Annotated in this window: 11 protein-coding genes and 4 pseudogenes; 12 read left to right on the top strand and 3 right to left on the bottom strand. The window is 65.3% G+C overall.

What is annotated here, in order from left to right; translation table 11 throughout:
• The first annotated feature begins 153 nt into the window (after positions 1–153).
• The 10 genes and pseudogenes from IC232_RS32025 to IC232_RS31980 all read left to right on the top strand — a co-directional run bounded on the left by IC232_RS32025 (position 154) and on the right by IC232_RS31980 (position 7,493).
• Entirely contained in the window at positions 154–510 is a 357-nt protein-coding gene (locus IC232_RS32025; RefSeq protein ID WP_190848989.1) for an ArsR/SmtB family transcription factor, read from the top strand.
• Positions 503–1,045: pseudogene (locus IC232_RS32020) on the top strand (arsenate reductase ArsC). Before IC232_RS32025 ends, IC232_RS32020 begins: the two are co-directional and overlap by 8 nt.
• Before the next feature lie 9 nt (positions 1,046–1,054).
• Positions 1,055–1,480, top strand: a complete 426-nt coding sequence (arsC, locus tag IC232_RS32015; RefSeq protein WP_190848988.1) for an arsenate reductase (glutaredoxin) — start codon at positions 1,055–1,057, stop codon at positions 1,478–1,480.
• A gap of 10 nt (positions 1,481–1,490) precedes the next feature.
• Positions 1,491–2,570: an ACR3 family arsenite efflux transporter gene (gene arsB / locus IC232_RS32010; RefSeq protein WP_190848987.1), complete on the top strand. Its 1,080-nt coding sequence runs from the start codon at positions 1,491–1,493 to the stop codon at positions 2,568–2,570.
• 10 nt (positions 2,571–2,580) lie between these two features.
• The gene (arsH, locus tag IC232_RS32005) at positions 2,581–3,297 is read left to right on the top strand and encodes an arsenical resistance protein ArsH (RefSeq protein WP_190848990.1); all 717 of its coding nucleotides are present in this window, start codon (positions 2,581–2,583) and stop codon (positions 3,295–3,297) included.
• A gap of 111 nt (positions 3,298–3,408) precedes the next feature.
• Positions 3,409–3,948: pseudogene (mog, locus tag IC232_RS32000) on the top strand (molybdopterin adenylyltransferase).
• A 215-nt stretch (positions 3,949–4,163) separates the two neighbouring features.
• Positions 4,164–4,481, top strand: a complete 318-nt coding sequence (locus IC232_RS31995; RefSeq protein WP_190848986.1) for an ArsR/SmtB family transcription factor — start codon at positions 4,164–4,166, stop codon at positions 4,479–4,481.
• A 52-nt stretch (positions 4,482–4,533) separates the two neighbouring features.
• The gene (locus IC232_RS31990; protein WP_190848985.1) at positions 4,534–4,788 is read left to right on the top strand and encodes a DUF1127 domain-containing protein; all 255 of its coding nucleotides are present in this window, start codon (positions 4,534–4,536) and stop codon (positions 4,786–4,788) included.
• An 18-nt stretch (positions 4,789–4,806) separates the two neighbouring features.
• Positions 4,807–6,252, top strand: coding sequence for an NAD(P)-binding domain-containing protein (locus tag IC232_RS31985; protein WP_190848984.1), 1,446 nt, complete (start codon positions 4,807–4,809; stop codon positions 6,250–6,252).
• A gap of 51 nt (positions 6,253–6,303) precedes the next feature.
• A pseudogene (locus IC232_RS31980) lies at positions 6,304–7,493 on the top strand (MFS transporter).
• A 3-nt stretch (positions 7,494–7,496) separates the two neighbouring features.
• Here the strand turns inward: IC232_RS31980 and IC232_RS31975 are convergent.
• Complete coding sequence (locus IC232_RS31975; RefSeq protein ID WP_190848983.1) at positions 7,497–8,237, bottom strand: MBL fold metallo-hydrolase; 741 nt, start codon at positions 8,235–8,237, stop codon at positions 7,497–7,499.
• 186 nt (positions 8,238–8,423) lie between these two features.
• Here IC232_RS31975 and IC232_RS33040 point away from each other — a divergent pair, with 186 nt between their 5' ends.
• On the top strand, positions 8,424–8,555 hold the full coding sequence (locus IC232_RS33040; protein WP_281413462.1) for a hypothetical protein: 132 nt from the start codon (positions 8,424–8,426) through the stop codon (positions 8,553–8,555).
• 47 nt (positions 8,556–8,602) lie between these two features.
• Positions 8,603–9,154, top strand: a complete 552-nt coding sequence (locus IC232_RS31970; protein ID WP_190848982.1) for a Spy/CpxP family protein refolding chaperone — start codon at positions 8,603–8,605, stop codon at positions 9,152–9,154.
• Between the two features lie 23 nt (positions 9,155–9,177).
• Here IC232_RS31970 and moaA read toward each other — a convergent pair whose 3' ends face one another.
• Together moaA and IC232_RS32790 are read right to left on the bottom strand one after the other, a co-directional pair.
• Complete coding sequence (moaA, locus tag IC232_RS31965) at positions 9,178–10,170, bottom strand: GTP 3',8-cyclase MoaA (protein ID WP_246812532.1); 993 nt, start codon at positions 10,168–10,170, stop codon at positions 9,178–9,180.
• Between the two features lie 48 nt (positions 10,171–10,218).
• Positions 10,219–10,501 (bottom strand): annotated as a pseudogene (locus tag IC232_RS32790) (hypothetical protein); the annotation flags it as partial.

Raw genomic sequence — 10,501 nt, 5'->3', positions numbered from 1 at the left:
GGGCTGCTCCTGGGCTCCTGGCTGCTCGAAGCAGCCATGCTACCTCACCGCGGGGTAGGAGCCGTCCACAGCATCAGAAGCGGTCCTTACAAGAGGCCGCACCAAGCGACGCTACGCTTGCAATCCTCGCGTTTATTCCATAAGTCTCGACAAATGGAATCAGAGAACGTCATTCTTGCGCTCGCGGCACTTGCCCAACCGACCCGCCTCGACGTCTTCCGTCTGCTGGTGAGGCACGAGCCTGACGGTCTCCCGGCGGGGGACATCGCCCGGGAGCTGGCGGTCCCGCACAACACCATGTCGAGCCATCTCGGCATCCTCTCCCGGGCGGGTCTCGTCCGCTCCGAGCGCTGGAGCCGCTCGATCATCTACCGCGCCGACCTTGATCGGCTTCGCGAGGTCGTGACCTTCCTGCTTAAGGACTGCTGCGGCGGCCACCCCGGCGTGTGCGCTCCCTTGATCGACGCCCTCGCCCCCTGCTGTTCCCCGAAGGAGACCCTCGATGGCTGACCGTCCCTACAACGTGCTGTTCCTATGCACTGGCAACACTGCCCGATCGGTTCTGGCCGAAGGTATCCTGCGCAAGGGCGGTGCGGGCCGCTTCAACGCGTTCTCCGCAGGCAGCCAGCTGAAGGGTACCGTCAACCCGTTCGCCCTCAAGGTACTCGACAGCCTCGGCTACCCGACCGATGGCTTCCGCTCCAAGAGCTGGGATGAGTTCGCCGGACCGGATGCGCCCGTGATGGACTTTATCTTCACCGTCTGCGACAGCGCCGCGGGCGAGGCCTGCCCGGTGTGGCTGGGCCATCCGGCAACCGCCCATTGAGGCATCTAGGATCCTGCCGCGGTCGAGGGCACCGACATCGAGAAGGAACGGGCTTTCGTCCAGGCCGCCAAATACCTGAAGAACCGGATCTCCGCCTTCCTGCCGCTGCCGATGTCGAGTCTCGACCAGGTCGCGCTGAATCATCGCCTGAGCGAGATCGGCCGCCTCGAGGGCGCAACCTCGGGCACTGTGCTCCCCTTCGACCGCCGCCAAGCCTGAGGCTTTTCCATGGACGTCATCATCTACCACAACCCGGATTGCGGCACGTCCCGCAACACGCTCGGCCTGATCCGCAACGCGGGGATCGAGCCGCACGTCATCGAGTACCTAAAGACCCTGCCGACCCGGCTCCTGCTGCGCCACCTCATCGACCGCATGGGCGTCTCCGCCCGCGACGTCATCCGGGAGAAGGGCACGCCCTACAAGGAACTCGGCCTCGGCGATCCGTCCCTGACGGACGACCAGCTTCTCGATGCCATGATGGCGCACCCGATCCTGATCAACCGTCCCATCGTCGTCACCCCGAAGGGCGTGCGACTGTGCCGTCCGTCCGAGGAGGTCCTCGACCTCCTGCCGCCGCAGCAAGGCGAATTCGTCAAGGAGGACGGCGGGATCGTCGTTGATACCTCTGGACGCGGCGCGGCCACCGCCTGAAGGATCCAGCATGTCCATCTTCGAACGTTACCTGACCCTCTGGGTCGCCTTGTGCATCGTGGCCGGCATCGCCCTCGGTCATCTGTTCCCCGGGGTCTTCCAGGCCGTGGGTTCCCTGGAGGTCGCCAAGGTCAACCTGCCAGTGGCGGCGCTGATCTGGCTCATGGTCATTCCGATGCTGATCAAGATCGACTTCGCCTCGCTGGGGCGGGTGCGCGAGCATTGGCGCGGCATCGGTGTGACCCTGTTCATCAACTGGGCCGTCAAGCCGTTCTCGATGGCGGCACTGGGCTGGCTTTTCATTGGATATGTGTTCAAGCCCTACCTGCCCGCTGATCAGATCAACTCCTACATCGCCGGATTGATCATCCTGGCGGCGGCGCCCTGCACGGCGATGGTGTTCGTCTGGAGCCACCTGACCAAGGGAGAGCCTCATTTCACCCTGTCACAGGTGGCGCTCAACGACATCATCATGGTGGTAGCCTTCGCACCCATCGTGGGCCTGCTGCTTGGTCTCTCCGCAATCACTGTGCCGTGGGACACGCTCCTGCTCTCGGTCGGGCTCTACATCGTCATCCCGGTGGTACTGGCACAGTTCCTGCGCTCACGCCTGTTAGTAAACGGTGGCGAGGCGTCCCTGACCGGATTGCTCCGGGTCTTGCAGCCGCTGTCACTCGTGTCCCTGCTCGCCACGCTGGTGCTGCTATTCGGCTTCCAGGGCGAGCAGATCCTGGCGCAACCCCTAATCATCGCCATGCTGGCGGTGCCGATCCTGATCCAGGTCTACTTCAACTCCGGACTGGCCTACCTGCTCAACCGGATGGCTGGCGAGCAGCACTGCGTTGCCGGTCCCTCGGCCCTGATCGGTGCCAGCAACTTCTTCGAGTTGGCCGTGGCCGCCGCCATCAGCCTGTTCGGGTTCAACTCGGGCGCGGCGCTGGCTACGGTCGTCGGCGTGCTGATCGAGGTGCCCGTGATGCTGTCCGTGGTGTGGATCGTGAACCGCAGCCAGGGCTGGTACGAGCGCGGTGCCGTGCGTCACAGGCTGTCTGCGGCTAGCCCCAAGCAGGGAGTCCAGCCCGGTGAGTGACCTCCCCAACATGGACTTCTCGGTCCTCGACGTACCCGACCTCGGCAGGCTGGAGCCGGGGAAGCCGTCGACGCACTCTCCCCGCATCCTCCTGCTCTACGGCTCGTTGCGAGAACGCTCCTACAGCCGCTTCCTCACGCTGGAGGCGGAGCGCCTGCTTCGGCACTTCGGCGCCGAGACGCGCGTGTTCGATCCGCATGGCCTGCCGCTGCCGGACGCCACCGCCAGTGACCATCCCAAGGTGCAGGAGCTGCGCGAGCTGTCGCTCTGGTCCGAGGGGCAGGTCTGGTGCAGCCCGGAACGCCATGGTGCCATGAGCGCCGTGATGAAGGCTCAGATCGACTGGATCCCACTCGCCACGGGCTCGGTGCGCCCGACGCAGGGGCGCACGCTCGCCGTGATGCAGGTCTGCGGCGGCTCGCAATCCTTCAATGCCGTCAACCAACTGCGCGTGCTCGGGCGCTGGATGCGGATGGTGACGATCCCGAACCAGTCCTCGGTCGCCAAGGCCTTCCAGGAGTTCGACGAGGCCGGGCGGATGAAGCCGTCCTCCTACTATGACCGCGTCGTGGATGTAATGGAGGAGCTGGTGAAGTTCACGCTGCTGACCCGCGACCGCTCCGACTACCTCACAGACCGCTACAGCGAGCGCAAGGACACGGCCGAGAAGGAAGCCAAGCGTCTTGCAGCAGCCGCCATGAGCCACGAGATCAAGGCAGCCGAGTAGGCATCACCTCGAGACCATGTGCCTGGCTCCCCGGCAGATGCTTCTCACGGTCGATGGCGTGTCATGGAGCATACGGCTTCTGGAAAGCCGCGGTCAGAAAGGGCCCATGCAGTGACTGAGTCCGAACGTCCCGCAAGGATCGGCATCCTGACCGTGTCGGATCGGGCGAGTGCCGGACTTTACAAGGATGAGAGTGGCCCGGCAATTCAGGCGACGCTCGAGGAAATCCTGTCCTCACGGTGGGAGGCCGTGGCTCGCATCGTGCCCGATGGTCTGGAGAGCGTGCGCGACGCCCTGGTCGATCTCGTCGACCAGGCTGGACGTGACCTCGTGTTGACGACCGGCGGCACGGGGCCAGCGCCGCGCGACCTGACCCCTGAGGGCACCGAGGCGGCCTGCGAGAAGATGGTGCCAGGCTTCGGGGAGCTTCTTCGCCGGAAGAGCTTGGAGCAGGTGCCGACCGCGATCCTTTCACGATAGACCACCGGAATCTGGGGGAAGGCGCTGATCGTCAACTGCCCCGTCAAGCCGTCCTCGATCCAGGTGACCTTGCTCGCCGTCTTCCCCGCCATCCCGTACCGCCTCGAGCTGATCGGAGCGGCGCGAATCGAAACCGATCCAATCGTCGTTCAGGCGTTCCGGCCGACCTGAGGCAGGACCGGCGCAAGCATTCCCTGCCGCTCAAGTCCTTAGGCAGGTACGGCGTCAGGCCGGGTTCGGCGTCCCTGATGCTGGTCGGTGAGTACCATCCCGGGACCGCTCATCCGCGAACGGCGGGAAGCCCTGAAGCGAAATCATCGTTGCATTATTCGAAAGTTTTCGAAATACCGTTTGACATCAACTGAGTTCAGGTCCAGATTATTTCCATGAACATCGAACAAGCAGCAAAGCAGCTCGAAGCGCTCGGGCACGTCAGCCGGCTCCAGGTCTACCGCACCCTCGTCCGTGCAGGCGAAGCGGGCCTACCCGTAGGGCAGATCCAGGAGCGCCTCGGCATTCCGGGATCGACGCTGTCGCACCACCTCCAGCGGCTCCTGCTGACTGGGCTGGTCACGCAGGAGAGGCAGGCCACGACCCTGATCTGCCGGGCCAGCTACCCGGCGATGGATGGCTTGATCGGCTTCCTGGCCGACGAGTGCTGCGCCGATGCCAAGTGCTCGACCCAGGCGGAGAACGCCGCCTGATATATTTTTGCCCGTTATTTCTATGATACCGGAAATATGAAAGGAGACACAAATGCCAGGCTTCCTCCCCACCCTCCTCCGCTTCGCCCGTGCGCTCCGCAACCGTCGGCAGGTCGTCGCCCTCGGCGAGCTGGACGACCATCTGCTGCGCGACATCGGCCTTGAGCGGACAGACGTGGTTGCTGCTTTGGCCCATCCCCTCTACCGCGATCCGTCGCGGATGCTCAAGATCCTGTGCTGCCACGGGCGCGTGTTCATCGAGCGCGTGCGCGACGGCTTCGCTCCCCGGCCTGCCTCCTGCTGCTGACCTACAAGGAGTTTTCCAATGACCTCAGTCGAAAGTCTCCCCGTTGCCGTCATCGGCGCAGGTCCGGTCGGTCTCGCTGCCGCGGCACATCTGATCCAGCGCGGGCTGCCCGTGAAGGTCTACGAGGCCGGCGAGACCGTTGCCGCCAATGTTCGTGATTGGGGCCACGTACGCCTGTTCTCGCCGTGGGAGTACAACACCGACACGGCGGCGCGTGCGCTGCTCCAAACCCACGGCTGGCAGGAGCCGCCCGGCAAGGCGATGCCGACGGGCTCGGACCTGTACGAGGCCTACCTCAAGCCGCTCGCCGACACGCCCGAGATGGCAGCCGTGATCGAAACCAATGCCAAGGTGAAGGCGATCACCCGCCAGGGCGCCGACAAGGTGCTCAGCAAGGGCCGCGAGGCCAAGCCCTTCGTGCTCGCCGTCTCGAACGGCGACGGCACGATCCGGCGCGACCTCGCCAGGGCCGTGATCGACGCCTCCGGGACGTGGACGGCTCCGAATCCTTTGGGCGCGGGAGGCATCCTCGCCGAGGGCGAAGCGGAGAACGCGGACCGCATCGTCTACGGCATCCCGGACGTGCTCGGGCGCGACCGCGCCGCCTACGAAAGCAAGGCAATCCTTGTGGTCGGCGCCGGGCACTCGGCCGCCAACGTCCTCATCGACTTGGCCAAGCTGGCGGAGCGTAATCCCGCGACGTCGATCGTGTGGGTGACCCGCGGGGCCAACCTGATGCGGGTCTACGGCGGCGGGCGCGCCGACCAACTCCCCGCCCGGGGCGAACTCGGCTCCAGGCTCAAGGCCCTCGTTGACAGTGAACGGATTACACTGGTCGCTGGCTTCTCCGTGGTTCGCGTCAAGACCGTCGGCGACCAAGTCGCCCTCGAGGGCGAAACCGCGGACGGCGTCCGCGAGGTCGGTCCGGTCGACCGGATCGTGGTCACGACCGGACAGCGCCCGGACCTGAACCTCACGCGGGAACTGCGCCTCGACCTTGATTCGTGGCTGGAGAGTTCGAAGGCACTCGGCCCCCTGATCGACCCGAACCTGCACTCCTGCGGATCGGTCCCGCCGCACGGCCACCGCGAGCTCGCCCATCCCGAGCCGGGCTTCTATACCGTCGGTATCAAGAGCTATGGCCGGGCCCCGACCTTCCTCATGCTCACGGGCTATGAGCAGGTGCGATCGGTCGTGGCGGCCATCGCAGGGGATCTTGCGGCAGCGGACGACATTCATCTCGTGCTGCCGGAGACAGGGGTGTGCTCGACCAACCTTGCCCCGGTCGCAGCGGCGGCATCGTCCGGCTGCTGCGGCGGTCCGGCTCCGGTGGCCGTCGACGCGTGCTGCGTCACGGACGCAGTTGCCAAGGCAGATGGCAAGGACGGCTGTGGCTGCGGCTCCGCAGATGTATCCGGCCGCAAAGCATCGGAGAAGGTTGCGGAACCCGCAGGCTGCTGCTGAGATCCGCAGGTGTCGAACCCCGCAACCGAACTCCTGGCAGGTGATCCTGCTATGCCGAAGCCAAGCCCGGGGGTGGTCATTGCCACCCTCGGGATCACACAGATCCTTGCCTGGGGATCGTCCTTCTACATCCCGGCGGTGCTCGCCCGTCCAGTTACCGCCGACACCGAATGGTCGCTCGGCTGGGTCGTGGGCGGACTGTCGCTCGGCCTCCTCGCTGCCGGCCTGGTGGCACCGAAGGTCGGGCGCACCATCGATGCCAAGGGTGGGCGTCCGGTTCTCGTCGCCAGCTCGATCCTCCTCGGGTCAGGCCTCGCCACCCTGGCTCTGGCCCACAGCCTCCCCGTCTACCTAATAGCCTGGCTGGTGATGGGCGTCGGCATGGGATCGGGCTCTACGATGCCGCCTTCGCCACGCTGGGCCGACTGTACGGGAAGGATGCCCGACGCGCGATTACCACCCTGACGCTGTGGGGCGGTTTTGCCAGCACGGTCTGCTGGCCCTTAAGCGCCTGGCTTGTCGAGCACTTCGGCTGGCGCGGCGCCTGTGCCGTCTACGCCGCGATCCAGATCCTCATTTCACTGCCGCTGCACGCCTTCGTCCTGCCCGGCATCGGCCCGGTCAAGCCGGATGCCAAGCCGTCCGGAGACACCCCTGAAGCCCCTGCCCCGCAGACGCTGATCGGATCCAGACGCAACCGGGCATTCCTGCTGCTGGCCACCGTTCTGACCCTTGGGGCGGTGACCGCCTCGATGATCGGGGTGCATCTGCTGACACTCCTGCAAGCCCGTGGGCTGGAACTCGCGGCGGCGGTTGCCCTCGGCGCACTGGTTGGCCCGTCGCAGGTCGGGGCGCGGATCGTGGAGATGGCGTTCGGACGTCACTACCACCCGATCTGGACCATGGTGGCTTCCGTTGCCCTGGTTGCGGCCGGAGTGATCCTTCTGGTCGTGGGCTTCCCGATCCTCGCCCTGGCGCTGGCGCTCTACGGGGCTGGCAACGGGATCGGCTCTATCGCCAAGGGGACGCTGCCGCTCGCGTTGTTCGGCCTCTTCGGCTAAGCGTCGCTCATGGGCAAGCTGGCCATGCCGAGCCTGCTCGCCCAGGCCCTCTCGCCGTCGATCGGAGCGATCCTGATTGAATGGGGCGGCACTGATGCAGCGCTCCGCCTTCTAGCCGCACTGGCTTGCCTGAACCTCGGTCTCGTCGGCCTGCTGTGGGTGACCGCGCGGAGGGGCTGACGTTCAGGCCGACACCTCAGTCATCGCGGTCCGCAGGCGCTTGTCATAGGCATTAGCCAGATCGTGCAGGGCCGTGATCGCATCACCGTTGAACGAGGAGCCGTGCATCAGGGCCAGGGTGCGCGGGGTCAGGTCAGCCAGCCGGCTCACCGTCGGGGCAATGCTCGGGCCGAGGCTCGTGTCGTAGAAGATGTCCTCTGCCGCAAGAGCGGGCCCAACGATATCGCTCTCGGTGAGCGCGGGACCGTTGCCGAGATGCGTGAAGAGATCGCCGCAGAACAGCGTCTGGCTGGTCTCCTCGTAGATCACCCCGGCATCCCAGCCGTGCGGCACATGGGGCGTGTCGATGTAGCGGATGCGCTTGCCGCCAAGGTCGATCACCTCGCCGTTCGCCAAAATGCGCGGCGGGCGGTCGGCCATGTCGTTCAGCGACACCAGGCACCCCGTCGTCCCGTGCGCTACCACCGCGTTCGGGGCCACCGCCAGCCATTCGTTCATGGCGCCGCACTCGTCGGCCTCGTAGTGGCCGAACGTGATCCAGCGCAGATCCCGGACGGGCATGAGCCGGGACACGGCTTCCGATACCAGCGGGAACATCTTGCGGAACCCGGCGTGGAACAGCAGCGGCTCCTCCCCGAGGACGAGGAACTGATTGAAGGTAAAGCCGGCCGGCGGCACGATATCCGGCACATAGGTCGAGAGGCGGTAGATGCCATCGCCGATCTCATCGATGCGGGTTTCCATCGGCTTGCTCCTTGGTTCGCCCCCGCCGCCAGGGAGTAGAACCCGGTTTTCGTACGGAAATACGGCAGGCGTCCCTATTCCAGCCACCTTGCGACTGCTCCAGTTCTGGGTCGTGGCGCCGGCAGCAACAGGGTATGATCCGGCTGACACGGCACCATGCGCCATTCCACGGGAAGGAAGCCGACAATGTCCCGCCGAAAGCACCAAAGACGCCTGGAAGAGCACTACAGGAGCCAGCTTGCCCCATGGCTGGTCGGTGCTTCGGGAGTTTGCGTCCTGCTGATGCTGGCCATCTATATTGCCACCATGCCCCTGTGAACGCGGACTGCATGAACACCTCTACCCTGCTCACCTGGAGACCGTCGATGCCACGCGTAACTCTCGCACTCATCGCATTTCTTGCTGCCGTGGGTTCAGCCCATGCCCAACATGCGCCCGCCTCACCCTATGCCGGCTTGGAGCAGCGGACCGTGAAGGCGCTGTCCGACCAGCAGATCGCCGATCTGCGTGCCGGACGCGGCATGGGTCTCGCGCTGCCAGCCGAACTCAATGGTTACCCCGGCCCTGTCCATGTCCTCGAACTGGGCGACCAGCTCCGGCTGACCGAGGATCAGCGCACCCGCGTGCAGGAGCTCCATGCCGCGATGCAGGCCGAGGCCATTCCCCTGGGCGAGCGCCTGATCACGCAGGAGACTGATCTCGACCGGCAGTTCGCCACCAAGGCGGTAACGCCCGTGAGCCTTCAATCGACGACGGCGGAGATTGGTGCGACGCAGGCTGCCCTGCGGCTCGCTCATCTGCGTTATCACCTCTCGACGCTTAACGTTCTCACCCCTGAGCAGGGCCGGCGCTACGGCGAACTACGAGGCTATCAGGCATCGGGCGGTCATGGACATGGCCACAAGGGGCGCCACTAGGGCTGTCAACGGGAGGCGGCATCTCAGCCGCCCGTCACGCTCATATGGCGTCCGACCGCCGGACGATCGCGGCGATCAATGATGAAGTCGTGGCCTTTCGGCTTGCGGCTGATGGCTTCAATGATGGTCCGTTCCAGGCGCTCGTTCCCTTCCGAGACCCGCAGCGGCGTCCGAAGATCGGCAGCATCCTCCTGGCCGAGGCACATGAAGAGTTGGCCTGTGCAGGTCAGCCGCACCCGGTTGCAGCTCTCGCAGAAGTTATGTGTCATCGGCGTGATGAACCCGAGCTTCCCGCCCGTCTCCTTGACCCGAACGTAGCGTGCGGGGCCGCCGCTTCGCTCGTCGAGGTCGTCAAGCGTATGGCGGTCCGACAGGCGTGCCCGCACGACGGAGAGCGGCAGGAACTGGTCGAGCCGGCTCGCCTCGATGTCGCCGAGCGGCATGACCTCGATCAGGGTGAGGCCCATGCCGCGCCCGTGCGCCCATTCCATGAGGCGCTCGATCTCGTCTTCGTTGACGCCCTTCAAGGCCACCGTGTTGATCTTGACCTTGAGACCGGCTGCCTGCGCAGCGTCGATCCCTGAGAGCACCCTGCCCAGGTCACCGCAGCGGGTGATGCGGCGGAACTTGTCCGCATCGAGAGTGTCCATGGACACGTTGATGCGCCTTACTCCACAGGCGGCCAGTTCCGATGCATAGCGGGCGAGCTGCGAGCCGTTGGTCGTGACGGTGAGTTCGTCAAGTGTTCCGGCTTTCAGGTGGCGCGAGAGCGACCGAAACAGGGACATGATGTCCCGCCGGACCAGAGGCTCGCCTCCGGTGATGCGCAGCTTGCGCACTCCCTTGTCCACGAACACGGAGCAGACGCGATCCAGCTCCTCGAGGGTGAGCAGGTCCTGCTTGGGAAGGAAAGACATGTGCTCCGACATGCAATAGACGCAGCGGAAGTCGCAGCGGTCGGTGACCGATACCCGCAGGTATGTGATCGCCCGGCCGAACGGGTCCATCAAGGGCATTCCAGGATCGAGGGCGTCCAATGGCAGCTTCACGACCATCCCTCCAGTTCACTTTTGCTTTGACGGGAGGTTAGCCCTTCCGGCGCCTCGTGCAATGGGCCTCTCGATGGGGACGATGCTCCCGACGCTCGGGAGCATCGTCCCAGACCTCATGGCCAGCTCGTCGGAGACCTTTGCCTCCACCCACTCCCCGACCTTGCCATCGGCATGATGCTCCCGCTTCCAGAACGGAGCGGAGGACTTGAGCCGGTACGCATGACCGCTGGCCACAATGCCCTCCGCGAAGGGGTCCCGACCAAAAGCTCGCATTCCAAGATGCTCTGGCACGAAT

This window comes from Microvirga sp., from assembly GCF_014699075.1.
GTDB lineage: Bacteria > Pseudomonadota > Alphaproteobacteria > Rhizobiales > Beijerinckiaceae > Microvirga.
Note: the sequence above shows the minus strand (reverse complement) of the source record. Positions and strands in the feature narration are given on the sequence as shown.

Bases quoted from the DNA above. Each gene is read 5' to 3' on its own strand.
- IC232_RS32025 (WP_190848989.1), top strand. From the start codon at position 154: ATGGAATCAGAGAACGTCATTCTTGCGCTCGCGGCACTTGCCCAACCG.
- arsC (WP_190848988.1), top strand. From the start codon at position 1,055: ATGGACGTCATCATCTACCACAACCCGGATTGCGGCACGTCCCGCAAC.
- arsB (WP_190848987.1), top strand. From the start codon at position 1,491: ATGTCCATCTTCGAACGTTACCTGACCCTCTGGGTCGCCTTGTGCATC.
- arsH (WP_190848990.1), top strand. From the start codon at position 2,581: ATGGACTTCTCGGTCCTCGACGTACCCGACCTCGGCAGGCTGGAGCCG.
- IC232_RS31995 (WP_190848986.1), top strand. From the start codon at position 4,164: ATGAACATCGAACAAGCAGCAAAGCAGCTCGAAGCGCTCGGGCACGTC.
- IC232_RS31990 (WP_190848985.1), top strand. From the start codon at position 4,534: ATGCCAGGCTTCCTCCCCACCCTCCTCCGCTTCGCCCGTGCGCTCCGC.
- IC232_RS31985 (WP_190848984.1), top strand. From the start codon at position 4,807: ATGACCTCAGTCGAAAGTCTCCCCGTTGCCGTCATCGGCGCAGGTCCG.
- IC232_RS31975 (WP_190848983.1), bottom strand. From the start codon at position 8,237: ATGGAAACCCGCATCGATGAGATCGGCGATGGCATCTACCGCCTCTCG.
- IC232_RS33040 (WP_281413462.1), top strand. From the start codon at position 8,424: ATGTCCCGCCGAAAGCACCAAAGACGCCTGGAAGAGCACTACAGGAGC.
- IC232_RS31970 (WP_190848982.1), top strand. From the start codon at position 8,603: ATGCCACGCGTAACTCTCGCACTCATCGCATTTCTTGCTGCCGTGGGT.
- moaA (WP_246812532.1), bottom strand. From the start codon at position 10,170: ATGCCCTTGATGGACCCGTTCGGCCGGGCGATCACATACCTGCGGGTA.